Source organism: Paenibacillus sp. J45TS6 (genome assembly GCF_018403285.1).
In the GTDB taxonomy this organism is placed as follows: Bacteria; Bacillota; Bacilli; order Paenibacillales; family Paenibacillaceae; genus Paenibacillus.
The window spans coordinates 287,308-312,291 of the sequence record NZ_BOSJ01000001.1 but is presented as its reverse complement, the minus strand read 5'-3'; the positions used below and the strand labels follow the sequence as shown (position 1 = coordinate 312,291).

Here is a 24,984-nt window from a genome sequence, read left to right as displayed (position 1 = left end):
TGAATGCGGGATTATATGTTAAAATGGGTAGAATGATAAGATGACGATGTTTTGCTTTACGATACTTTATTTAAGAAGAAAGAACAGGTGTTGAAAATAATGACGAAGCCTTTTATATATGATTACACGCTCGAAGAGCTAGAAGCGTGGGCTAAAGAGAATGGTGAACCTAAATTTCGTGCTGCACAAATATACGATTGGATCTATGTTAAACGTGTAAATGACTTCTCTGAGATGACGAATCTCTCAAAAGCACTGCGTGAGAAACTTAATGATCAGTTCCAGTTTGTTACGCTGCGTGAAATTACTAAATTTGAGTCTAAAGATGGAACCGTTAAGTTCCTATTCGGACTGCATGATGATCACGCAATTGAAACAGTAATCATGAAACATAATTATGGAAATAGTGTTTGTGTAACAACGCAGGTAGGCTGCCGTGTAGGTTGTACTTTCTGTGCATCCACACTCGGGGGACTAAAACGTAACCTTACAGCTGGTGAAATTATTGCTCAGGTTGTCCGTTCTCAGCAAATTTTGGATGAGCGCGGCGAACGTGTAAGCAGCATCGTTATTATGGGTACAGGAGAACCATTTGAGAACTATGACGAGACGATGAAATTCCTTAGAACGATGATTCATGAAAAAGGACTTAATATCGGACAGCGCCATATTACCGTCTCTACAAGCGGTATCGTTCCTAATATTTATCAATTCGCGGATGAAGACACGCAGATTAATCTCGCCATTTCCATTCATGCGCCAAATGATAAATTACGCTCCAAGCTCATGCCGGTTAACCGCCGTTTTCCTTTTGATGATGTGATGGAATCCTTGCGTTATTATCAGGCAAAAACAGGACGAAGAATTACTTTTGAATACGCACTAATCGGCGGAGTTAATGATCAGCCTGAACATGCTGAGGAACTCGCAAGCGTAATTAAAGACATGATATGTCACGTGAATCTGATTCCAGTTAACCATGTGCCGGAGCGGAAATATGTAAGAACCGCACGTAAAGACATATTCCAGTTCCAAAGAATTCTTGCCGAGCAAGGCATTAATGTAACCATTCGTAGAGAGCAAGGACACGATATAGCGGCAGCGTGCGGACAGCTGCGCGCCAAGCACATGGAAGCATGAGGTGAGTGATGAAGGTGATGAATACAGTACATGTCAGCCACGTAGGGCGGGTTCGTTCCGTGAATGAAGATTCAGCCTGGGTCCGCCAATTAGATCAAGGTTATATTCTTGGTATTGTAGCGGACGGCATGGGAGGTCATCTGGCCGGGGATACAGCGAGTCGTCTCGCTGTAGAAACCGTCTCACAGGACCTGTCCGGGCTTGAGACTGAACTGCCTTTATCGACACTGTCAGCTGCGCTAAGCGATGCAATTCTGCATGCGAATGAGGTAATTTTTCGTCAGGCTGCAGAAAATGAAAAGTTTCATAATATGGGAACCACTGTTGTTGCTGTTCTGATGAGCGATTCGGCAGGAGTTATAGGCCATATTGGAGACAGCAGAGCTTATCTTATATCAGATCGTAAAGTAGTACAGCTCACGGAGGACCATACTCTTGTAAATGAGCTGTTTAAAAACGGTCAGATCAGTGAAGAAGAAGTTCAAGTTCATCCACTTAAAAATGTCGTCACGAGAGCACTTGGTACAGATAAGGAAGTAGATGTAGATCTCTATTCCGTCCAAATGGAACCAGGAGATGTACTAATGCTTTGCAGTGATGGCTTAAGTAATATGGTCAGCAGTGAACAGATCCTTACGATTGTCGGACAAGCAGATCTTCTGCTGGCTGAACGGGCGGAAAGACTGCTTCAGCTGGCACTACTTGCTGGCGGGGATGATAATATAACGGTTGCCCTTTTTGAAATGCCCCTAGCGGTAGCTAGCGGCAAGGAACAGGGGGGTAACATATGATCGGACATCAGCTTGGCGGTCGTTATGAAGTAATAGAACGCATTGGCGGGGGCGGCATGGCCTTGGTTTATAAGGCTCAAGATATCTTGCTGAACCGTAATGTCGCAATCAAAGTTCTTCGCCAACAGTTTGTACATGATGAAGAATTTATTAGACGTTTTCGTAGAGAAGCGCAGTCCGCTGCTTCTTTATCCCATCCGAATGTAGTCAGTATTTATGATGTGGGTCAAGAAGACGAAATCCATTACATTGTAATGGAATATATTGAAGGACAGAACTTAAACGAGATTATTAAAGAACGTGCGCCGCTGCAGGTAGAGGAAGCGGTAAGAATCGCTTGCCAGATTGCGGATGCACTGGATCATGCACATCATAACCAGATTATTCATCGCGATATTAAGCCGCATAATATTTTGATTGGCAGAAACGGCCGGGTAAAAGTGACAGACTTTGGAATCGCTCGGGCTGTAACGTCTACGACAATAACGCAAACCGGTTCGGTCGTTGGTTCGGTGCATTATTTCTCACCTGAACATGCTAAAGGGGTAGTGACTGGTGAGAAATCCGATCTATACTCTCTTGGTATTGTTTTATACCAAATGCTCACAGGACAGCTTCCTTTCTTAGGGGAAAGTCCTATCAGCGTTGCCCTTAAACATCTTCAAGAAGATTTTGAGGAACCGAGACTTCTGAATCCGCTGATTCCGCAAAGTGTTGAAAATATTATTCTCAAATCGATGCGTAAAGATCCAAATGAACGATATCAATCAGCCCTTGAGATGCAGACAGATCTTGAGACTTGTTTGTTTCCTGATCGGCTTCAGGAACCGAAGATGATGTTTGATGATGAGTTTGATATCGATCAAACGCGAGTCATTCCTGCTATCAAACCAGAACAGTATACTGCTGTTAACACAGATACATCTGGGATGGATCCGGAACCTGCAGATCATAGTGCTAAGCCAAATAAGAAATCTAAGAAACGGGCAACTTTTTGGGTAACATTAACTCTCGTTGTCCTTATTGCCCTTGCTGGAGTCGTCTTTTATGTAGAGAAGGTGCTTGTTGTTCCTGACGTACCTGTTCCGAGTGTCATTTCTTTAGACGAAGATGCGGCGAGAAAGCTTCTTACGGAAAGTGGACTCGAAGTCGATGAAGTAATTGCAGAATACAAAGAGGGAGTCGATCCTGGAATTGTATTTGAACAGAGTAAACCAGAAGGCAGTCTCGTTAAAAAAGGTTCCTTAATTGACCTGACCGTTGGTGCTGAAAAACCCCAGGAACAAATGGTGGATGTAACGGGAGAAAATTACGAAGATGCTGTGCAAAAGTTGCTGGCTCTTAATATAAAAAATGATAATCAGATCAAAAAAGAAGAAAGTTTCAGTGATGAGGTTGTAGGGACGGTCATTAGTCAGTCGATTGCGCCAGGGGCCGAATTTGATCCAGATACAGCTGAGATTGTTCTTACCGTCAGTAAAGGCCCAGAACTCATATTAATGCCTGATCTGATTAATAAGTCGCGTTCTGAAGCAGTTAAACTGATTGAAGATAACAACTTAAAACTTGCTGAAATCAAGGAAGAGTCCAGTTTTCAAGTAGAAAAAGGAAAAGTTACACAGCAGTGGCCTGTAGACGCGGGATCCTCCATTGCACCAGGTACAGAGATTACAATCTATGTAAGTACCGGGTATTCGCCGGAAACAATTGAATATACGTTCGCATTCCTTATTGCACCTAGTGAGGAAGGGAAGAACAGTAAAGTTCGAGTCGTGTATACAGATGCTCGAGGGGAAAATCAAGAGTGGGGTACCAAAACGATTAATAAAGCACAGACCTTCTCCGTTCCGCTCGTGCTTGCACCTAATCGTGATGGTTTTGTAACGGTTCATCGGGATGGAGAGCTTGTGGATACCTACAAGGTGGGATACTTTGATGCTAAGAACGGCAATGTAGAAATTCCTGAGATCAAATCGAATTCTGTGCCGGAAGAAGGCGGAGGAGGAGATGAAGGACCGGGTGCCCCTGCAGTAGATCCAGAAAAAGATACCACGGCTAATAATGGTAATGAAAACAAGAACAATAGTGAGAAGAATGACAATAAGGGTAATAATGGAGAGAACGGTAACGATAAGAACGATGATCAAGGTAACGGTCAGGGAGATGAAGATCCATCCGATGATGAGGATGGCGATGAGTGATAGATGAAATATGAGTATACACTCTTCATTTCAGGCGCCGAATAGGCGCCTGTTCTTATATTCCGTAGCAATATGAAATGTATAAAGGACGGTGGATTCATGCTCGATGGAGTTATTATTAAAGCATTAAGCGGATATTATTATGTTAAGCCACTTGGAGAGGATGGAGCTCCGATCGATTCGGAATCCTCCGTTCAATGCCGGGGGCGAGGGGTCTTCAAAAATAGAGGTATCTCCCCACTGGTAGGAGACCGAGTGAAGTACGTTCTTACTGAAAATGGAGAAGGAACCGTTACTGAAGTTTTACCCAGAAAGACAGAATTGATCCGGCCGCCAATGGCAAATGCACGTCTTGCCGTATTAGTATTTTCATTAAAAGAACCAGAAATGAATGTTCAGCTGCTTGATAAATTTTTGGTACACATTGAGCAGGCGGGTCTTACTGCTATCATATGTCTGACCAAGAGTGACTTGGTGGATGAAAAAAGCGAACAAAAATACAAAGAAATTATTGAACTCTATAAGAAAATCGGCTACGAGGTCATTCGTACAAGTTCTAAGGAAGGACTTGGTTTTAACGAACTGAAGGAACATCTTGCGGGTGAAATCAGTGTTTTTTCAGGACAATCGGGTGTAGGGAAATCATCGCTGTTAAATGCAATGATGCCAGGACTTACTCTTGAAACAAACGAAATCAGCATGAAACTTGGCCGGGGGAAACATACCACACGTCATGTGGAGCTGATCCCACTCGATAACGGTGGTTTTGTTGCTGATACCCCAGGCTTTAGTCAGCTGGATTTCCTTGAGATCGGTGTAGAAGAGCTCGGAGAGTGTTTCCGTGAGTTCCGTGAATACTCAGGCGGATGTAAATTCCGAGGGTGTACACATACGCATGAGCCCGGCTGTGAAGTGATTCGTGCCAAAGCAGATGGCATGATTGCAGAAAGCAGATATCATCATTACGTTCAATTTTTAGAAGAAATGAAGGACAAAAAGCGGAGGTACTAACTATGACAATTAAAATCGCACCATCTATCCTATCCTCAGATTTTGCACGCCTCGGCGCTGAAGTAGCAGAAGCAGAAGCTTCTGGTGCGGACTGGATCCACGTTGATGTTATGGACGGACATTTTGTTCCTAATATTACGCTGGGACCGCCGATTGTAAAAGCAGTTAAACCACACACAAGTCTCCTGCTGGATGTACATTTAATGATTGAAAATCCAGAGCTTTATATTGCTGATTTTGTAAAAGCAGGAGCAGGTATGATTACGGTGCATGCGGAGGCCTGTGTTCATCTGCACCGGGTAATTCATATGATTAAGGAACATGGCATCATGGCAGGCGTAGCGCTCAATCCTGGCACTCCTGCAGCTCATGTACAAGAAGTTCTGGATGACGTAGATATGGTGCTGGTTATGACTGTGAATCCTGGTTTTGGAGGACAAGCATTTATTCCAGGCACATTACGTAAAATCCGCGAAATCCGCAGTTCGTTGCGAGAAAGAGGACGTGCGGACGTTCATATTGAAGTAGATGGAGGAATTACGAAGGAGACAGCTCCGCTTGTAGTGGAGGCAGGAGCCGACGTACTCGTTGCTGGCAGTGCTGTATTTGGAAGAGAAGATCGTGCAGAAGCAATTACTGAGATACGTCAAAGCCTCGGAGGATAAAAATGACCTTTAAAGAAGCAATGTGGACTTCGCTTATTAGTCTTGTTACGGGAACCTTATTAGGTTCCTTTGCATTACTCCCTTCTCCTATTAATGCAGTCGTATCGCTTCTTGGTGTTATTCTTGTGATTTGGTTTTTCCGTAAGTTTGAGCGAAAAGGGATTCGCATTACTTTTGTTATTTTTACCGCCGTATATTACTTGTTATTTATCTTATTATGGTCGGCATATACCTTTATAAAAATGAATCCGCCGCAGGTTTAAGCAAAGCTAGTGGCATAGCAAGACAGTGTCCTGCATAAATATGGTTACATGAGCGCGATTCTCATGTAGCCTTTTTTCGTATAATCCTGGTTTTGATTCTAAAGCGAATAGGAAGGCTTCTTGCACGATAAAAGGTGGAGCACATGAGGATGATGGGGAGGGTTAAGTATGAAATTCTACACGTTTAAGCTTCCAAAATTTTTAGGAGGTTTTGTGAAAGCGATCCTTAACACGTTCCAGAAATAAAATCGGCTTGAGGTGTGTTCATTTTACGCTGAGAAGAGCTGGCATAGGAAGGGTCGCCGAAATCCAGACATGAAAAAAGCACCTAGTCAGAAGGCGAGGTGCTTTTTGTCTTTGTATTCTATAGACGTTGCTAAGATTATACGCGAGTTACTTTACCGGCTTTCAGAGCACGGGTGCTAACATAAACGCGTTTTGGCTTACCGTCCACCAGAATGCGAACTTTTTGAACGTTTACGCCCCAGGAACGGCGGTTACGGTTGTTAGCGTGAGAAACATGGTTACCGCTACCCGGTTTTTTACCTGTCACATAACATTTGCGAGACATAGATTACACCTCCTATTCTGAAAGTAACCGTTATCCGCAAGGTCAATGGTTGTACTTCAGACCAAATTTGGCCATACTTAATCCAATACACCTGCATAAAACAATACTTAAATATAATATCATATAAGAAAAAGCTTAGTCAACATAAACAAAAACTTTATTTATTTCTCCTCATGATTATAGTACAATGAGGTATAGTCCATAATACTGCGGAAAGACCGCTGTCGCTTGAGTCACTACTCAGCGGAACAACGGATGTTAGAGCTTTTCTCGAAGGCAACTGCCTTTTTTTGAACAAGCTCCCGCATCAAGCTAGGAAGGGGAATTCTCACTTGAGTAAACGTTCTTTAAATGGAACAGATTTCTACGCGATGGTTTTAGCCGGAGCGGATCAATTGCATAAGCATGCTGAACATGTCAATTCCCTCAATGTATTTCCTGTTCCAGATGGAGATACGGGTACAAATATGAATTTGACAATGAGTGCCGGTGTGGCCGAACTTAAAAGAAACAGCTCTAGTTCCATTGGAAGCTGTGCAGGGATTTTATCGAAAGGCCTGCTAATGGGCGCGCGGGGGAACTCGGGTGTGATTTTGTCGCAGTTGTTCCGAGGCTTCAGTCGTTACGCTGCCCCATATGAGGAGCTGAATACAGTTCAATTTGCTGCTGCCCTCCAGAACGGTGTGGATACCGCATATAAGGCTGTAGTAAAACCAGTAGAAGGTACAATCCTCACGGTTGCCAAGGAAGCGGCAAAGCATGCGACTTATTATGCTCGTCGAACCACTGACATTACTGAACTTATGAGTGAAGTATTAAAAAAAGCAAATGAAACTCTTGCCTTAACACCGGAAATGCTTCCTGTACTTAAACAGGTAGGCGTTGTTGATTCCGGCGGAAAAGGACTTGTATATATTTATGAAGGATTTATGGAGTACTTACTTGGCGGAACTGCCCAAACAGATTCTAAAGTTCAACCTGCTAAGGAAATGACTCCGCCGGCTCCTGTTGCAAAAACGATGCCAACTGCACCACCCACTCATCGTGAACTTCCTGACACAGCGCAAGCTAGACTGGAAACTGAGGATATTGAGTTCCTTTACGATATGGAATTTTTCATTAACCGTCAGTTAGGTGATGCACAGGGAACGCCATTCGATGAGGAATATTTTAGGAAAGCGTTGTCAGTAAATGGAGATTCCATCATTATTATCTCAGATGATGAAGTCATTAAAGTACATGTTCACTCCAAAACACCAGGTGATGTACTTAACTTAGCGCTTCAATACGGAGAAATAACACAAATTCATATCCTGAACATGCGAGAACAGCATCGTGATTTGCTGACAGCGGGTATGGATGCTGCTGCAGAGCCAGGGCTCTTTGCGGATATTCCGACGGAACAAGAGCTTACTCCAGAACTGTCAATACCGCCGGCAGATGAACTTGCACCATTTGGCTTTATTGCTGTTTCTTCTGGTCAAGGGATCGAAGAGGTATTCAAAAGTCTTGGAGTAGATATTGTTCTATCCGGTGGACAAACCATGAATCCGAGTACAGAAGATTTTGTGAAAGCCATTCATTCCATCGACGCAGAACATGTATTTATTCTGCCGAACAACTCTAACATTGTTCTTGCTGCTAAACAGGCAAGAGATTTGTTAGAAGGAGAGCGTCTTGTTACCGTCATTCCAAGTAAGACGATTCCGCAAGGGATTTCCGCTGCTTTTGCTTTCCAGGAAGATGAAAGTGCAGAGTCCAATGAAGAGAATATGCTAGAAGCCATAGCTCATGTTCGTTCTGGTCAAGTTACCTATGCGGTAAGAGACACGGTATTCGATGATCTTGAGATTAAAGCAGGACACTTTATTGGTATTCATGATTCCAAAATTGTGGCTACGGAGGAAGGTCTCGTTCCTACTTGTGAGCAGCTGCTGAGCAAGATGATTGAGAGCGGTGATGAAGTAATTACAATACTGTCAGGTGAAGAAGCCGATGAGGCAGATACAGAGCGTCTAGCATCATGGCTTGCTGCTGAATATCCAAATGCAGAGATTGAAGTACACGAAGGCGGTCAGCCAATCTATGCTTATCTCTTCTCGGTTGAAGCTTGATCATAAATAAGGGGGTCCTTTTTCATGAGCCAAGTTTTCATTGTTACGGATAGTACTGCGGATATTCCTGATGAACTTGTTGCGAAGTATCAGATTCATGTGGTTCCGCTTCGAGTCGTATTTGATCAGGAAACATATCTCGATGGGATTGAACTCAGTCCTGCTACGTTTTATGAGAAACTTGGGAATGCTAAGGTACTGCCTTCCACTTCCCAGCCTTCGCCAGTCGAGTTTATGAATGTGTACAGCCAAATTCTGAATGATCATCCAGGCAGTCAGATTGTTTCGATCCACTTATCATCAGGTATGAGCGGAACATATCAATCTGCACTGCTTGGTAAATCGATGCTTGAAGATGAGCAGACGGCAGAGATTACGGTTATTGATTCTAAATCTGCCAGCTATGGGTATGGACTGCTCGTTGTACATGCTGCACAGCTGGCACAGGCGGGAAAGAATGCACAAGAGATTGAAGCCGCTGTACTTAGGCTTCATCAGCAGCGTAAGCTGTATTTCTTAGTGGATACCTTAGAATATTTGCAAAAAGGCGGACGAATCGGTAAAGCTTCTGCTGTATTGGGTACCTTGCTTAATATTAAGCCTGTTCTATCGATAGACGATGAGGGAATTATCTACGCTGTCGAGAAGATTAGAGGCCAGAAAAAAGCTATGGAACGCATCATTCAGATGTTTGAACAAGACTTTGCGGGAAAACGAATTAATATTGCTGTCGGTCATACAGCCAATCCTGCCTCGGCTGAAACTTTTATCTCACTGATCCAAACCCGGTTTGAACTCGGTGAAGTGGTTTATCCGAACATTGGTGCTGTTATTGGCAGCCACGTAGGTTTTGGAACGATTGCTATTTTTGTATGGCCGGCATAAAATGAGGGATGCTTTATGTTGTTAGAAGAAACATCGGTGAAGCAAGTTAGCGGCGTGAGTGCTCTTAAAGAAGAAGAGCTTCACGCCTTTGGCATTTATACCGTGAAAGATTTGCTTGAGTATTATCCTTTCCGTTATGAGGACTACCGTCTGCGTTCTTTAACAGAGGTGAAAGATGGGGATCGAGTGACGGTTCAGGCCAAAATCATGGGTGTACCTGTGCTGCAGCGATATGGTCGCAAGTCGAGACTCACTTGCCGGATGATGACAGAAGATTTTATGTTCTCAGCGACATGGTTTAATCGTCATTTTCTGAAAGATCAGCTAACGCCGAATCGGGAAATCACGCTGACGGGAAAATGGGATCAGAAACGAATGCAGCTTACTGTCTCGGAGTCTGAATTTCCAGACAAAGGAGCAGTACGTACCGGGTCTGTTCAGCCTGTCTATTCTATAGGCGGGAAGATGACACAAAATTGGCTGCGGAAAACCATTAACCAAGCACTTCAGCAATATGGCGACCTTGTACCTGAATTGCTTCCTGCTGAACTGCTTAGTAAATATAACCTCATGCCTCGTAAACGGGCTATCGCGCTGATTCATCAGCCTGGTGATCCAGAGGCTGGTCAAGAAGCACGTAGACGTATGGTATACGAAGAACTTTTTTTATTTCAACTGAAAATGCAGGCATTTCGTGCTATAAATCGAGGGAAAAGCGATGGAGTCGTACATACCGTTTCCAATAGCACCGTTCGAGAGTTTGTTCGCAGTTTACCTTTTGAGCTTACGGATGCTCAGAAACGAGTAGAACTGGAAATATTGCATGATATGCGCTCTCCGCACTGCATGAACAGGCTGCTTCAAGGAGATGTTGGTTCAGGTAAAACGGTCATTGCTGCCATCGCTTTGTTCGCTGCGGTACGTTCTGGTTTTCAGGGGGCGTTAATGGTGCCGACTGAAATATTGGCAGAACAGCATATGCGCTCGCTTGAAAAGCTGTTTACTCCTTTTGATATCCAAGTGGCTCTGCTCACAGGAAGCACACCAGGCCGTAAACGAAAAGAGATTTTAGCGGGACTGCAAATGGGTCTTATCGACGTGGTCGTAGGTACGCATGCTCTTATACAGGATGATGTATTTTTCCGAGATATTGGCCTTGTTGTTACGGATGAACAGCATAGGTTTGGGGTCAATCAGCGCAGTGTACTGCGCCGTAAAGGATATAACCCAGACGTTCTCACGATGACAGCTACACCAATTCCAAGAACACTTGCCATCACGGCCTTTGGTGATATTGATGTATCCACTATCTCTGAACGTCCTAAAGGGAGAATCCCAATCTCTACTTACTGGGTGAAGCACGATATGATGGATCGGGTCATTGGTTTTATTACTCGAGAACTGAGTCAAGGTCGTCAAGCGTACCTGATCTGCCCTCTCATTGAGGAATCGGAGAAGCTCGACGTTCAGAATGCGATTGATCTGCATGTAGCGATGCAGCAAGCTCTCCCTCAGTATCAGGTAGGTCTTCTGCACGGGCGCATGACGCCGTCAGAGAAAGAAGAGTCGATGCGGCTTTTCTATGAGAACAAGACCCAGATGCTTGTATCCACTACCGTAGTTGAGGTGGGAGTCGATGTACCGAATGCGACGCTGATGATTATTATGGATGCAGAGCGATTCGGACTCTCCCAGCTTCATCAGCTACGCGGGCGTGTAGGAAGGGGCTCCCATGCATCGTATTGCATACTTATTGCAGATCCGAAGTCAGAGATAGGCCAAGAGCGAATGAAGGTTATGACAGAAACGGAAGATGGATTCGAGGTTTCACGGCGGGATCTGGATTTGCGGGGACCCGGAGATTTCTTTGGAACGAAGCAAAGCGGTATGCCTGACTTTAAAATTGCGGATATGGTCAGCGACTTTGAAGTGCTTGAGGTAGCCCGTGATGATGCTGCTTCACTCGTATCTAGTGAGTCATTCTGGACTTCTCCTGGATATGAGGCGTTACGAGGTTTCTTGCAGAAGGAACAAATTTTCCAAGGCGATATCATGGATTAAATCATGTTTTATAAAATAGAGGTCAAGTGGACGGGCACCTCTCGCATATAGTAATGAGGGACTACAATATGCGGGAGGTGTAACGTTCTTTGAGCTATCAAAAATATGGCATTAGTCCGCAGCTGGTGGAGCGAATCAAGACAAAAATGAAAAATCCGGCAGCGAAGGAACGAGTCAAATTGCTGGTTGATGGAGTTACAAAATCAGATCTTCAGAATAGTGCCAAAGTAAGACGACTGGTAAAATCGTCTGCTGCTATATTGAATGAGAAATTTACGCCGGCGGATGAGGAACGTTTTGTCAAATTTGTGGTTGACCAAAAGATAGATCCGAACAATACTTTGCATCTCATTAAACTATGGGGAATGTTTCGCTGAATGGGGTGCAGGCTGGTCTTTGTTTAGATTCTTGCCGATCTAGAAGGATGGCCCTGCGTTTTGTGCGGGTAAACTGAAAAAAGAGGGTGCTGATGTTATATCCAGCACCCTTTCTTTTTGTATTGGAAACGATCTAAAACTTAAAGTTACTCCAGGATACTTCCGCTATACCGGTGAGATCAGCTCGATACTGTCATTCGCTACCTTGCCTACAGCAGCAGATACCGGATAAGCCAGCATCTGATTCGCAGGATAGGGGCTAAGTAGGGAGGATATTTCCTCTGGGCGCTGAATGGATCGATTCAGCCACTGATCTTCCTGCCCTGAAGGGATGACAACAGGCATACGATCATGAATGGGAGACATAAGAGAATTCGGCTTAGTGGTAACAATGGTACAGCTGCTGACTTTTTGCCCTTCCGGGCTTATCCATACATCGTATAATCCAGCAAAACTAAAAATACCCTTGTCTTCCATGGTGATTCGAAAGGGTACTTTTTTGCCATTCTCCTGCTTTTGCCATTCATAGAAACCATCGGCTGGTATAAGGCAGCGTTTACGGAGAAAGGATTCGCGAAAGGCGGGTTTCTCGAGAAGAGTCTCGCTTCGGGCATTGATTAATTTACTGCCGATGCGGATATCTTTTGCCCAGTGAGGGATCAGTCCCCAGCGGAGTGTACCCGCTCTTCGTTTAGTACCATCATGGATAACCGCAATAACCTGCTGAGTTGGGGCGATATTATAGCGGGGGCGGTAATCAATATACTCTGGAATATCATCAAGCATATAACGAAGCATCAATTCTTCCATCGTAACACCTAGGGTGAATCTTCCGCACAAAGTTAGCCCACCTTCCTTTTTTGTATCAGTATAACGCATGACTCCTTACCAAATCTCCCGTTATCATTCAGCAGGTTAGTTAGCATGAACATCAATAATATGTCTCATTCGAACATCATGGAATCCGGCCGGGTCCTGTATACGAATCGATCTTCCTGCCTGATCAAATTTGACAACGGTTCCGGTAAGATGGACATCTTCCCACTCATCGAACAGGACGATTGTCACAGGCTCTTTTAACATCAGCGACTCGGCAAGCAGACGTGACATTTCTTCGAACGCTTGAGGATCAAGGATCGGCCGGGACCTTGGAGCTAATTTTTGCTGATGTTGTACATAAGCTTCGCGATGTTCGGGAAGCATCATTCGTGAGGATTCAAATAATCCGTTTTGTTGTAATTTTTTACTCATCGATAGTGACCTCCAATTTTGCGGGAACGATCATGTATCTGACCTGCATGCTCAAGAGAGGAAGCACGAATAATAGCAGTGTCTCCAAACTTACGTTTGATCGCATCTGTTACTTTATCAAGTTCCCGTTGTTGCTCCCGGTTATCAAACCAGGTTAATTGATATTCCGTATCAGGGATCAGTTCTGTAAGAGATACACCCAATCTTCTTACGGGCTGACCATCCCAGTAGCGCTGGAATAATTCACTGGCTGCTTTATAGACTTCTGCGGTAATTTGCGTAGGTTCCTTTATTTTCATTTGTCTGGAAAAGCCGGTGGGTTTGTCAAAGTTGGTTCCCCGGCAGCCGACAGATACAACATGGCCCATAAGTCCTTTCTCCCTGGCCCTTCTTGCAACAAGTTCAGCCAGTTCCAATAGGACAACACGAATCTCTGACCATGTAGTGTAGTCTCTCGGAAGGGTCATTTGATGACCGATTCCTTTTTGTTGCTGCATAAAAGTACTGGGTCTTACAGGCGAATCATCTATTCCGTTCGCAATACGCCATAAGACTTCCCCATTGACACCCCAGCGGTCACGCAGACGGGGGAGAGGAGTGCGGGCTAAATCCCCAATCGTATGAATACCCATCTTATAAAAATGATGAGCCATTCTCGAGCCGACCATAAACATGTCTCGAATGGGCATAGACCAGAGTTTCTCAGCTATATCTTCCTTTGGAAGAATATAGATCCCTGTCTTATTTTTCTTAGCAAACAAATCACAGGCCATCTTACTCACGACCTTGGTATCGCTAATTCCGATCCGTACCCGTACTCCGGTTTCAAGCCAAACTTGCTGCTGGATCTGGCGGGCGATTTCTTCTGGTGAACCGAATAACCTTAGACTGCCGGTTACATCAAGAAATTGCTCATCAATGCTGTAGGGCTCCACAAGATCCGTATAGGATTGAAAAATACTTGTAATATGGAGAGAAACCCGGATATATTCTGCCATTCGAGGTTTGACTACAACGACATCTGGGCATTTGGCAATTGCATCGGACAGGCGCTCGGCTGTTGTAATTCCGTAGGTCTTGGCCAGTGGACAGGCGGCAAGAATGATTCCGGACCTGCGAGCCGGATCGCCTGCAACGACAAGGGGGCGACTCGTATACTCCGGATGGGCTGACTTCTCCACACTGGCATAAAAAGACTGACAATCAGCCAGCATAATCACACGTTTTTTCCGCTCCATAAGACCATACTCCTCTTCATTCGTTCCGTAATAGAACACATGTTCTTATTTTATAAGAATAACGGAGAAATATACATACAGCAACCGGAATTTTTTTGAAAAGAGATGAGATTTTCTGAAATGCTCAGAAAGTATTAGAAATTAGGAAAAAGGACTCGGTTTTTAACATAAAGAGCGAGTGATTTGAGACCAGGGAGTCAGAAATCAGGGGATTATAAGCAGAATGTAAAGGAAAATTAAATAAATTTGTCCTGGATACAGGACCATCCGATTTTTTTGTAAAGTTTGATATTTTAAGAATGCTGGTATATCAAGGCTTTTCACGTTTTTGATATCGGACTATAGTATCAATTTTGTAATAACTATGGTTAAAATTGTAAACAAATAGCAACTTTAGGTGATTACATGCGTTACATTATATAGGCAGAGGGGGAGGAAAACAGAGCTGTAACTACTGATGAGTAAGGATTTTTCTTGATTATTGAAGAGAAGTTCAGGTGTTGCTTTGGTGTAGACAGAGCAGTAAAAAGAAAGTTTGATTTTTAGGATGATCGGACCCTAAACCCAGGATCATGATTTGAAACTGGGCAATATTATCCAATCTATCTTTCCTTCCATTTGCCTAGTTACAAAAGGGAAAGCTTGGCGATATAGTTAATAGAGAAGTTACAGACATTCGCCAAACGACAGAATCCGATTCTGCATTGCAGGCAATCTGTAAATTAAAGGGAGGCATTGCAAAACTCGTTTTTGCCTTACGATGACTAAGAATGATTTTAGAAGTGGAGCGAACCAGGAAACCATGAGCAGACGACAGAGAAAACGATTTGCTGTAGGCATCTTAATTGGCATTCTTATTTTTGGCGGTGGAGGATGGGCAGCATACTCATACTTGAAGCCAGCACAAAATACTTTTACAGCAGAAGACGGAACGAAACTGAAATTCAAAACAGAAGGCAATCAGTTCTTACAATACAGCCAGGAAGGAAAGTGGCAAGAACTGTTTGTGAAGGGGGTTAACCTGGGTTCAACGAAACCAGGTCATTACCCAGGTGAATTTCCGTTAGTAAAAGAAGATTATCTTAGATGGTTTCAACAGATTGAAGATCTGGGCGCAAATGTAATCCGCATCTATACGGTTCATCAGCCCGTGTTTTATTCAGCGCTCGCAGAGTATAACAAAGGCAAGGAACACCCGCTGTACTTCATGCAAGGGATCTGGTCACCAGAAGAACAACTGATTGAGCAAAGGGACGCTTTTGCCGAAGGAATTGAAGAAAAATTTAAAGCAGAAATAAAAAAAGCAGTATCGGCAGTGTATGGAGATGCGGATATCCCGCATGTGAATGGAGAATCGAGTGGTAAGTACAGAGCGAATGTAGGCCAGTATCTGCTAGCATGGCATCTGGGTACCGAGTGGGACCCAGAGATGGTAAAGGAAACAAATAACAAGTATTCGGATCATCCTCGCTATGCCGGTGAACACTTTTCAGGTACCGAAGAGGCAAGCCCCTTCGAGAACTGGCTTGCTGAGCTGCTGGATGAAGTAGCAAAGGAAGAACAGAAATACGGATGGGAACACCCCTTAACTTTTACCAACTGGGTTACAACCGATGTGCTTGAACATCCAGGAGAACCTCTATTTGAAGAAGATTTGGTAAGCGTAGATGCGAGACATATTGAGCCTGTGAATTGGCAAGGCGGTTATTTTGCAGCCTATCACGTCTATCCTTATTATCCAGACTTCTTCCGTACAGACAAAACGCTGCAGACGATAAAAGATGAACAAGGGGAATACAACACGTATAAAGCGTACTTGCGTAAGCTTAAATCCGAGTTTCCCGATCTACCTATAATGATTACAGAATACGGAGTTCCGTCTTCTCTCGGAATATCCCATTATGGTCCCGGAGGGAAAGATCAAGGGGGACATAATGAGCAGGAACAGGGCGAGATTAACCAGTCGCTAACTAAGGATATCTTTGATGAAGGATATGCCGGAGCTGTTCTCTTCATGTGGCAGGATGAGTGGTTTAAGAAGACGTGGAATACGATGCCATTCGAAATTCCTGCAGATCGTAAAGCTTACTGGCTGAACGTACTCACGAATGAGAAAATGTTCGGTATTCTCGCCATGGAAGCAGGCAAACAAAACCAGCTGTTTATCGATGGGAAACTGGATGAGTGGACCACGCTTCCCGCTGAACAAATTAAGCTTTGGCAAGGGGATACAGAAGGCATCGAGAGTATTCAATTAACTCATGATGAAGCTTATCTATATATGGGGATTACGCTCGATGAACCATTTGATCCATCTAAGACGAAGTTGAATATCGGTACAGATACGCTTCCTGGCGGCAATCAGCCGCTTGAATCTCTTCCAGATAAAACACTAAAAGGCGGAGATCTGGAAACGCTGATTACAATAGGCAAGGATAAGGAATCAGAAGTAGCTATCGCGAAAAGCTATGACTTTAACCAGCGATTATATGGACCGGAAGGCTATTGGATGCTGGAGGAACAGACAAAGGATACACCGTCATTTGTTCCTTGGAAGCTGGCCATCAGTCTGTTGATGAATCCGCCTGATACCAAATATGCCCACCCTTATATGGATGAAGTTGTAGGCCTGTTAAACCGGGGCTCGACAAATCCCGATGCTGCTGATTACGATTCACTAACCCTTTGGCAGTACGAAGGGAAAGAAATAGAGGTCCGCATTCCGTGGATGCTGCTTGGTTTTGGAGATCCGAGTTCACTACAGGTCATTGATTACAGCCCGTTAACAGAAAATAAGGAATTTCAGACGGTAACAACGGAAGGAATTCGGCTGATCCCTTGGTTGACTGATCTTAGCAGCGGTAACGTATCTTGGCCTGGCGGCAAAGAGGATACATTTGATATACAAGACATTCAGGCTTATTCATGGGACCCATGGGAAACTGTGAATTATAGTGAACGTTTTAAAAAGAGCTATGATCTCATGAAAGAAACATACTCAGAATTACAAATGCAGCAAAAATAAAGGAGGATACTTATCCATGTTTTCTAATTTGGCCCTGGCGTACATTTTCCTTTATTCGTGCGCAGGACTCATTGTCGTGGGGATCGGTTTGCTCATAACGATGAAAACAACCCACAATTCAAAAGAACGCAAAAAAGAAGAGTATACAAGTAAACACAAGGATTACTTCGTTTATGTTCAGGCAAACCTGACGGGGAATGAGAAAATTGAGCTTCCCCCAGGGAAATTGACAAAAATAGAAGAGGAAGTAATTATGGATCGATTAATCGCCATCCATGATCAGATTAAAGGAGAGCATGCTGCAAAACTACGCGACATAGCTAGGGAAACGGGCTATATTGCGAAGCAAATGAAACAGCTTGACAGCATCTCGACCAGCAAAACTATAGAAGCTGCTTACAGGCTCGGCGGAATACGAGCTGCCGAAGCGACAACAGCTTTGCTGCAAGTGCTAAAAGAAGAAAAAAAGGTAGCCCATGCTGTCATATACGCCAGAGCGGTAGCGAAGTGCGCAGAACGGCCTGCTGAGCTGAAAGAGATGCTCAGATATCTCCTTGATAAAGGAAAACCAGTTTATGAACTTGCTGCTGATATTCTGATGGAAACGAGTCTTACACCGAGTAATCTGCTGCAAGAACTGCTTGAATCAGATCACTATAATGATGTAAAAGTGGGACTCGTCGCTTCCTATGCTTATGCATCTCCAGAAGTGATGCCGGCTGTTATCCCGTTGTTCCGTTCGAAGGATGAAACAATACGTACAGATGCGATTAAACTTTATTTAAGCAGAGGTCCCGTACTCAAGGATCAAACGATGAAAGAGTTAATGCGAGATTCAAATCCTGAGGTTAGAACGGCAATGGCAAATGCTCTTGGTTCCATCCACACGGAAGACAGCATCCAGCTGTTACAAAAAGGACTGAGCGATGCAGAACTGCTTGTGCGTAATCAAAGTGCAGAAAGTCTTGCAGGACTTGGTGTGCGCGGTTTTGAAGTGCTTTGCGAAACAGCGGCTACGGCAAGCGGTACGGCTAGAGAAGCAGCTCTTGCCTATACAGAGCGTGCGATGGCTACGGCTGACGGCCAAGAAGAAGTTGAAAAAATGATGACACTGAACAAGAAAAGACTAATCTATCAACATTATTTCGGAACTTCACCGAAAGAAAAACAAACTCGCCGTATGTCAGAGGTTATTGGAGGGGATTTCACTGCTTAGGGATATATTGCTTGGTTATGGAATGGTTATCATTTATTACGTTATTTTCGTTACTGTCTTATATTTCGGAATTTTATGTTTTTCGTACAGAGATATCTTTACAATTCGCCGCCGAGCAGAGTATTCAAGCTTTAAAAGCTTAGCGGGATCGGATGTCGTTCCTCCTATCTCGCTTTTGGTACCTGCGTTTAACGAAGAATTGACGATTATAGAAAATGTAAAATGTCTGATGACACTCAACTATCCGACATACGAGGTCATTGTCGTCAATGATGGTTCTACAGACAAGACGATACCTGTACTCATCAAAGAATTCGGACTTAAACCCGTTCAAAATCCGACTTTCCGTGGAACGATCAGATGTGAGCAGATTCGCGGTGTATATCATAACCCGGATTATCCTTTTCTCTATCTCATTGATAAGAATAATGGCGGTAAAGCGGATTCGCTGAATGCTGGAATTAATTTCTCACATTATCCTCTGATCTCATCGATTGATGCAGATTCTTTACTTGAGAAGGATGCGCTTATTCGCATGGCTCGTATGTATCTGGAGAACCCAGAAGAAACCGTTGCGATCGGCGGAGATGTTCGTATTGCAAATGGATGCAAGATTGAAAATGGTGCTGTAAAAGATGTGTCACTTCCGCGTAAAATGTGGCCGATGTTTCAATCTATTGAGTATTTAAAAGCGTTCCTTGGCGGACGAATTGGCTGGAGTTCAATAAATGGGCTGATTATCGTTTCAGGTGCTTTTGGAGTATTTAAGAAAGAGGCTGTTATTGCAGTAGGTGGATATCGTGATGGATATCCCGGAGAAGACATGAACATCATTATCAAGCTTCATCGCTATATGCTGGAAAACAAGAAAAAGTATCGTATTGCATTCTGTCCAGAGGCAGTCTGCTGGACTCAAGCTCCAGATACGTACCAGATTATTTCGAATCAACGTAAACGCTGGGGTCGGGGAAACCTGAAAAATATGCTGGAGAACGGAAATATGATGTTCAGACCCAAGTATAAAACAATGGGAATGCTTACGATGCCGTATAACATCTTTTTCGAGGCATTGAATCCTTATTTCCGGATTACTGGACTTCTAGCTTTAGTAGGTTACGTTATGCTGGATATGACGGCATGGCCTGTTCTATTGATTTTTGGTCTCCTTAATTTCTTAAGCGGCTATCTGCTGAGTGTAGGAGCCCTGATTCTCGAAGAGATTGCTTTCCGCCGTTATCCAAAACCGTCTGATCTTGTAAAAATGTTAGCTTTTTCTGCTCTTAAGTTTGTAGGGTATCATCAGCTTGGCGTCCTCTGGAGAGTACAAGGACATATCCAGTTTATGAGAAAGAATAACTCCTGGGGAACGATGACAAGACAGAGCTGGGAAGAACCAAAAGCCGAAGAGGCTGCTTAAGTAAGGTAAAAGTGAATGTTGAAAGGTGGAGATGAGTCTTATGGCAAATACAGTAACTCTTGAGCGTCAGATGAAGGACAGTGTATATGACATTCTGGATGAGCAGTTAAAAGGAATGGCTAACGAAAACAGCGGCGTTGTGTTTGTCCACTGCATGGATAGGGACCAGCAGCCGGATGCGGAGCTGCAGGATATTCTCGCAAGGATCTGCGAAACTGAATATCAGGTCTGGAAAGATACGCAGACAAATACGATTGCGGTCTTCCTTCCTTTTATGTCACTTAATCGTACACACTATCAGGCACTGTTAATCAAACAGAGCCTGATGCAAGTGTTACCCGGTGTAGATCCGCGTCTGACAATTGCAAGTTTCCCTGAAATGGGGAAAGCAAGCAAGCACATGCTGAAAAGTATGGCTGAATCCGCAAGACTCAGTACGGATGCAGATATCAAATTATATACACCAAATGAAACAGCGGTACGGCCAGGGAAGATTCTTATTGTAGATCAAGAACAATCAACAAGAGAATTTCTTCAAATCCGCCTTGCTTTGCAAGGATATGACATTTATGAAGCAGTGGATGGACTTAGTGCCCTCGATATGGCTGTAAAAGTGGAACCGGATCTTATTCTGACCGAACTTAATTTGTATGGAATGAGTGGAGTTCCTTTTATCCATCAGATTCAAAACCTGGATCTAAAACAGCAGCCAAAAGTAATTGTTTTGACAGACCAGCGAGTAGAGCAGACCATCACCCAGTGTTTTGAAAAAGGTGTAGAAGATTATGTAACCAAACCTTTTTCACCTGTGGAACTCGATGCTCGTATTCGTCGCTGTTTTCAATAGAAATCATAGCACTTACAGTAATCGTAGCTTGTAAAATAGTAGATTTCAAACTGATAAGGTAGTCCTGATTTAACACATAAAAAGTCAGTGAGCTGTGTATCATCGCAACCAAATGATGCAACCTGCTTACCTAAAATTCCATTTGGAGGGTGAAGTACTGTGAAAGAGCAATTCCATACTTTAATGAACGCAATTGAAAGCAAGAAAGCCGTGTTGGGTGTAGTAGGACTAGGATATGTTGGCCTGCCGCTCGCAGTAGAAATGGTAAAGCAAGGATTTACGGTAATCGGTATTGATTTAGACCCATCCAAAGTGGAGAGTATTTATCAAGGCGAGTCCTACATTCATGATATTTCTTCGGAAGAACTGAAAACAGTAATGCAAAGCGGTCGTTTTCAGCCAACAACAGATTACAGCATGCTGCGTGTGATTGATGCACTAAGTATCTGTGTGCCAACACCGCTCAGTGAAAACCAAGATCCGGATACATCATACATTGAAACCGTGGTAGACCAAATCAAACTTCATATGAAGGAAGGTATGCTCATCACGCTTGAGAGCACAACTTATCCTGGTACAACGGAAGAATTGATTGAGCATAAACTTGAAGCGATTGGTAAAAAAGTAGGAGAAGATTATTTCCTCTGCTTCTCACCAGAACGCGTGGATCCGTCAAACGGCAGATTTACGACTTTTAATACACCAAAAGTAATTGGCGGTACTACAGAAGAATGCTTAAAACTCGGAGCAGCACTGTACAGCCAGTATGTAGAAACGGTAGTTCCTGTATCCAATCCAAAAATTGCAGAAATGTCCAAGCTGCTTGAAAATACATTCCGCAGTATCAATATTGCGTTTGTAAATGAAATGGCAATGATGTGTGACCGCATGGGAATTGACATTTGGGAAGTCATTGACGCAGCTGCTACAAAACCATTTGGCTTTATGCCATTCTATCCGGGACCAGGTATCGGTGGACACTGCATTCCACTTGATCCAATGTACTTATCCTGGAAAGCGAAAGGTTTTAGATTCTACAGCCAATTTATTGAACTTGCTCAATCCACTAATGAGAATATGCCGTACTACGTAATGAACAAAACAGCAACCATTCTAAATGAATATGCGAAATCCATTCGTAAATCGAACATTTTGCTGCTCGGTATGGCGTACAAACCAAACATTGCAGACCTTCGTGAATCTCCTGCTCTTGAAGTTTACGAGCTCTTTAAAGAAGCAGGTGCGAATGTAGAGTACTTTGATCCGTATGCAGATACTTTCCGCGATAAACATGGAGAAACGGTTCATAGCGTGGAGTATAACCCAGCTAACTTCAAAGGATATGACTGCATCGTTCTAATTACGAACCATAAAAATCTAGAGTATGATGAAATCGCATCGCTGGGCGTACCTGTACTTGACACTCGTAATGCATTTAAAGAATACCCATTACCGCACATCTATAAAATAGGCCACTCTGTACAGCATCCCGTGACGTCGCAGGAAGAAGTGGTATTTGCTTAAAAAAGATTCGGTGAACGCTGCGAAGAAGCCACCGAGTAAAGGAGGATATGCATGGAATTCATGGCCGGCATGGGTAAAAGGAAGCAGCTTATTAATCATCTTTGTCCTTTTACTTATCCTGTATTTCATGCTGAAATCACCTGAGGTGAATGAAAATAAAGCGACATGGCTATGGGATGCTTCGATCATTGAAGAGCGTACAGATGAAATTGTGATGTTCTTAGCAGAACAAAAGGTGAATACTGTTTTTCTGCAAACGAAGGAAAGCGTGTCTGATGAAGCATACAGGCATTTTAATGCGGAAGCACAAGCTCACGACATTTCAGTCCATGCACTCAATGGTCATGCAGACTGGGCTTATACAGAAAAACGAGAAGAAGGCACCGTATGGGTGGAATGGGTAAAGAAATTTAACCAGGAAGCAGCACCAGAGGAGCAGTTTGCAGGTGTGCAGTTCGATGTCGAGCCGTATCAATTGCGGCGCTGGGAACAAGAGGAGCAAGCAGTCATTGCAGAATGGAGCGCAAATATAGAAGAGTGGATTCAGGCAGGGTCTGAAGGAAACCTCTATATGAGCGCAGCGGTTCCTTTTTGGCTTGATAAGCGAGAAAGTCCAGATGGTAAGAGTACACTTAGTCGGTGGATGATTGATCAGTTTGATGCAATTGCTATCATGGCTTATCGAGACAGCGGTCAGCAGATGTACGATCTCTCCAAGGAAGAACTTGCGGAAGCAGATGAGCTGGACAAGAAGGTATGGATCGGTGCCGAGCTTGGTCATACCGAGGAAGGCGAACATCTAACCTTTTACCGGAAAGCAGTTACGAATATGGAATCAGAGATGGAAACAGCGGCTGAACTTGGCACAAAACATCATTCCTTTGCAGGACTTGCGGTACATCATTATGAAGTGTGGTATGAGAAAATGAAGGATGATGTATCTCTTGTTCGTAAAGAAAATAAATAGGAAAACCTAAATCTTGTTGCGGAAATAAGAGTTAGTAGAAAAAAGAGAAGAGTATGCTTACTTCATAAGCAGACTGTTCTCTTTTTTTGTTGACAGGCTGTTTTAAATCATTATAAATAAGATGATGGGTTCCACTTCAAATACATTACATAAGGGAGCAAAAGTATTACGATGAGTAAACTCGAAGTCTTACAGAATCCGAAACAACGTAAGCTGCTCTTTAGCGCCGGGCTGAGCTGGATGTTTGATGCCATGGAAGTAGGTATGATGTCCTTTATCGTAGCTGCTTTGGCGAAGGAATGGCTCCTCAGTCCAGGCGAAGTAGGGCTTATCACAAGTTCCACTTCTATTGGTATGGTCGTTGGAGCTGCCCTCGCAGGAACGCTGGCTGATAAGTATGGAAGAAAAGCCGTTTTAATGTGGACGCTGCTTATTTTCTCGGTAGCAAGTGGATTTTCTGCTTTAGCTACAGGGTATGTGTTCCTTTGCCTCATTCGCTTTGTTGCAGGGGTTGGTCTTGGAGGAGAACTTCCAGTCGCATCAACGCTGGTATCAGAATCGGTATCTGCTAAGGAAAGAGGACGAGCCGTTGTACTGCTTGAAAGTTTTTGGGCTGCAGGCTGGATTATTTCGGCTCTCATTTCTTTTTTCATCATCCCCGAGTATGGATGGCGTGTAGCTTTTCTAATCGGTGCACTACCGGCATTTTACGCGCTGTACTTACGCAAAGCCATTCAGGATCCACCTGAATTCAAGAAGAAAAAGGAACTGAAAAAAGTTACCTTTGGAGAGAAATTCAAATCAGTTTGGTCCGTAGAACATCGGAAGACCACACTGATGTTATGGATCTTGTGGTTTACGGTTGTATTTTCTTACTATGGCATGTTTTTATGGTTGCCAAGTGTCATGACATCAAAAGGATATGAACTCGTCAAAAGTTTTCAGTATGTACTTATTATGACACTCGCACAGTTGCCTGGTTATTTTACTGCGGCTTACTTTATTGAGAAATTCGGGAGAAAATTTGTGCTTGTCGTATATTTAGTGATGACAGGATTCAGTGCGCTTTGGTTTGGAAATGCCAGCTCCGAATTATCCTTAATTATTGCAGGAATGTCACTTTCTTTCTTTAATCTGGGAGCTTGGGGAGGCATGTATGCATACACACCGGAACTATATCCGCTGAGAACACGTTCTACTGGAGTGGGGTTATCTGCGTCTGTTGGCCGAATAGGAGGCGTTATTGCACCGCTTCTTGTAGGTCTTTTGGTCCAAAAAGGGGTTTCTTTTAGTACAATATTCACCTTGTTCTTTGTTACGGTATTAGTTGGTGCAGCAGCGGTACTCGTGCTAGGTAAGGAAACAAAAGGCACCGAACTTGTAGATTAGGTCCATCGACAGATGTAACAAAATTGTAACT

Annotated in this window: 22 protein-coding genes; 18 read left to right on the top strand and 4 right to left on the bottom strand. The window is 43.6% G+C overall.

Annotated elements, in window-relative coordinates:
* Positions 1–99: 99 nt before the first annotated feature.
* The 7 genes from rlmN (at position 100) to spoVM (ending at position 6,317) form a co-directional block, all read left to right on the top strand.
* Positions 100–1,140 (top strand): dual-specificity RNA methyltransferase RlmN, encoded by a 1,041-nt coding sequence (rlmN, locus tag KJS58_RS01560; RefSeq protein WP_160033594.1) that lies wholly within the window; start codon positions 100–102, stop codon positions 1,138–1,140.
* Between the two features lie 14 nt (positions 1,141–1,154).
* Complete coding sequence (locus tag KJS58_RS01555; protein ID WP_213529850.1) at positions 1,155–1,931, top strand: Stp1/IreP family PP2C-type Ser/Thr phosphatase; 777 nt, start codon at positions 1,155–1,157, stop codon at positions 1,929–1,931.
* A complete protein-coding gene (pknB, locus tag KJS58_RS01550) occupies positions 1,928–4,132 on the top strand; it encodes a Stk1 family PASTA domain-containing Ser/Thr kinase (RefSeq protein WP_213529848.1) in 2,205 nt (734 codons plus the stop codon). The genes KJS58_RS01555 and pknB overlap by 4 nt, the downstream gene beginning before the upstream one ends.
* A gap of 99 nt (positions 4,133–4,231) precedes the next feature.
* Positions 4,232–5,143, top strand: coding sequence for a ribosome small subunit-dependent GTPase A (rsgA, locus tag KJS58_RS01545; RefSeq protein WP_213530259.1), 912 nt, complete (start codon positions 4,232–4,234; stop codon positions 5,141–5,143).
* Between the two features lie 2 nt (positions 5,144–5,145).
* The gene (rpe, locus tag KJS58_RS01540) at positions 5,146–5,808 is read left to right on the top strand and encodes a ribulose-phosphate 3-epimerase (RefSeq protein ID WP_213529846.1); all 663 of its coding nucleotides are present in this window, start codon (positions 5,146–5,148) and stop codon (positions 5,806–5,808) included.
* A 2-nt stretch (positions 5,809–5,810) separates the two neighbouring features.
* Positions 5,811–6,071 (top strand): hypothetical protein, encoded by a 261-nt coding sequence (locus tag KJS58_RS01535; protein WP_160033586.1) that lies wholly within the window; start codon positions 5,811–5,813, stop codon positions 6,069–6,071.
* Positions 6,072–6,239: 168 nt separating this feature from the next.
* Positions 6,240–6,317, top strand: a complete 78-nt coding sequence (spoVM, locus tag KJS58_RS01530; RefSeq protein WP_091159225.1) for a stage V sporulation protein SpoVM — start codon at positions 6,240–6,242, stop codon at positions 6,315–6,317.
* Positions 6,318–6,453: 136 nt separating this feature from the next.
* Here the strand turns inward: spoVM and rpmB are convergent, their stop codons facing one another.
* Entirely contained in the window at positions 6,454–6,642 is a 189-nt protein-coding gene (rpmB, locus tag KJS58_RS01525) for a 50S ribosomal protein L28 (RefSeq protein WP_047910965.1), read from the bottom strand.
* Between the two features lie 332 nt (positions 6,643–6,974).
* On the opposite strand from rpmB, the gene KJS58_RS01520 reads away from it, so the two are divergent.
* The 4 genes from KJS58_RS01520 to KJS58_RS01505 all read left to right on the top strand — a co-directional run bounded on the left by KJS58_RS01520 (position 6,975) and on the right by KJS58_RS01505 (position 12,079).
* Complete coding sequence (locus tag KJS58_RS01520) at positions 6,975–8,756, top strand: DAK2 domain-containing protein (RefSeq protein ID WP_213529844.1); 1,782 nt, start codon at positions 6,975–6,977, stop codon at positions 8,754–8,756.
* A 24-nt stretch (positions 8,757–8,780) separates the two neighbouring features.
* A complete protein-coding gene (locus KJS58_RS01515; RefSeq protein WP_213529842.1) occupies positions 8,781–9,641 on the top strand; it encodes a DegV family protein in 861 nt (286 codons plus the stop codon).
* Positions 9,642–9,656: 15 nt separating this feature from the next.
* Positions 9,657–11,702 (top strand): ATP-dependent DNA helicase RecG, encoded by a 2,046-nt coding sequence (gene recG, locus KJS58_RS01510; RefSeq protein ID WP_213529840.1) that lies wholly within the window; start codon positions 9,657–9,659, stop codon positions 11,700–11,702.
* An 89-nt stretch (positions 11,703–11,791) separates the two neighbouring features.
* A complete protein-coding gene (locus KJS58_RS01505) occupies positions 11,792–12,079 on the top strand; it encodes a stage VI sporulation protein F (RefSeq protein ID WP_213529838.1) in 288 nt (95 codons plus the stop codon).
* 165 nt (positions 12,080–12,244) lie between these two features.
* On the opposite strand, the gene KJS58_RS01500 is transcribed toward KJS58_RS01505, so the two are convergent.
* The 3 genes from KJS58_RS01500 to KJS58_RS01490 form a co-directional block, all read right to left on the bottom strand.
* Positions 12,245–12,919, bottom strand: a complete 675-nt coding sequence (locus KJS58_RS01500; protein WP_213529836.1) for an SOS response-associated peptidase — start codon at positions 12,917–12,919, stop codon at positions 12,245–12,247.
* A gap of 75 nt (positions 12,920–12,994) precedes the next feature.
* Positions 12,995–13,330, bottom strand: coding sequence for a YolD-like family protein (locus tag KJS58_RS01495; RefSeq protein WP_213529834.1), 336 nt, complete (start codon positions 13,328–13,330; stop codon positions 12,995–12,997).
* Positions 13,327–14,568 (bottom strand): DNA polymerase IV, encoded by a 1,242-nt coding sequence (locus tag KJS58_RS01490; protein ID WP_213529832.1) that lies wholly within the window; start codon positions 14,566–14,568, stop codon positions 13,327–13,329. The genes KJS58_RS01495 and KJS58_RS01490 overlap by 4 nt, the downstream gene beginning before the upstream one ends.
* Before the next feature lie 802 nt (positions 14,569–15,370).
* On the opposite strand from KJS58_RS01490, the gene KJS58_RS01485 reads away from it, so the two are divergent.
* The 7 genes from KJS58_RS01485 (at position 15,371) to KJS58_RS01455 (ending at position 24,953) form a co-directional block, all read left to right on the top strand.
* Positions 15,371–17,593: a hypothetical protein gene (locus tag KJS58_RS01485; RefSeq protein ID WP_213529830.1), complete on the top strand. Its 2,223-nt coding sequence runs from the start codon at positions 15,371–15,373 to the stop codon at positions 17,591–17,593.
* A gap of 16 nt (positions 17,594–17,609) precedes the next feature.
* Positions 17,610–18,809 carry a HEAT repeat domain-containing protein gene (locus KJS58_RS01480; protein WP_213529828.1) on the top strand — a complete coding sequence of 400 codons (1,200 nt, stop codon included), beginning with the start codon at positions 17,610–17,612 and terminating at the stop codon, positions 18,807–18,809.
* 22 nt (positions 18,810–18,831) lie between these two features.
* Positions 18,832–20,226 carry a glycosyltransferase family 2 protein gene (locus KJS58_RS01475; protein ID WP_213530258.1) on the top strand — a complete coding sequence of 465 codons (1,395 nt, stop codon included), beginning with the start codon at positions 18,832–18,834 and terminating at the stop codon, positions 20,224–20,226.
* A 40-nt stretch (positions 20,227–20,266) separates the two neighbouring features.
* On the top strand, positions 20,267–21,073 hold the full coding sequence (locus KJS58_RS01470; RefSeq protein WP_213529826.1) for a response regulator: 807 nt from the start codon (positions 20,267–20,269) through the stop codon (positions 21,071–21,073).
* Between the two features lie 183 nt (positions 21,074–21,256).
* Positions 21,257–22,597, top strand: coding sequence for a nucleotide sugar dehydrogenase (locus KJS58_RS01465; RefSeq protein WP_374705775.1), 1,341 nt, complete (start codon positions 21,257–21,259; stop codon positions 22,595–22,597).
* On the top strand, positions 22,590–23,564 hold the full coding sequence (locus KJS58_RS01460) for a sugar phosphate isomerase/epimerase (RefSeq protein ID WP_249716842.1): 975 nt from the start codon (positions 22,590–22,592) through the stop codon (positions 23,562–23,564). The genes KJS58_RS01465 and KJS58_RS01460 overlap by 8 nt, the downstream gene beginning before the upstream one ends.
* A 171-nt stretch (positions 23,565–23,735) precedes the next feature.
* Positions 23,736–24,953, top strand: a complete 1,218-nt coding sequence (locus tag KJS58_RS01455) for an MFS transporter (RefSeq protein WP_213529822.1) — start codon at positions 23,736–23,738, stop codon at positions 24,951–24,953.
* Positions 24,954–24,984 lie beyond the last annotated feature (31 nt).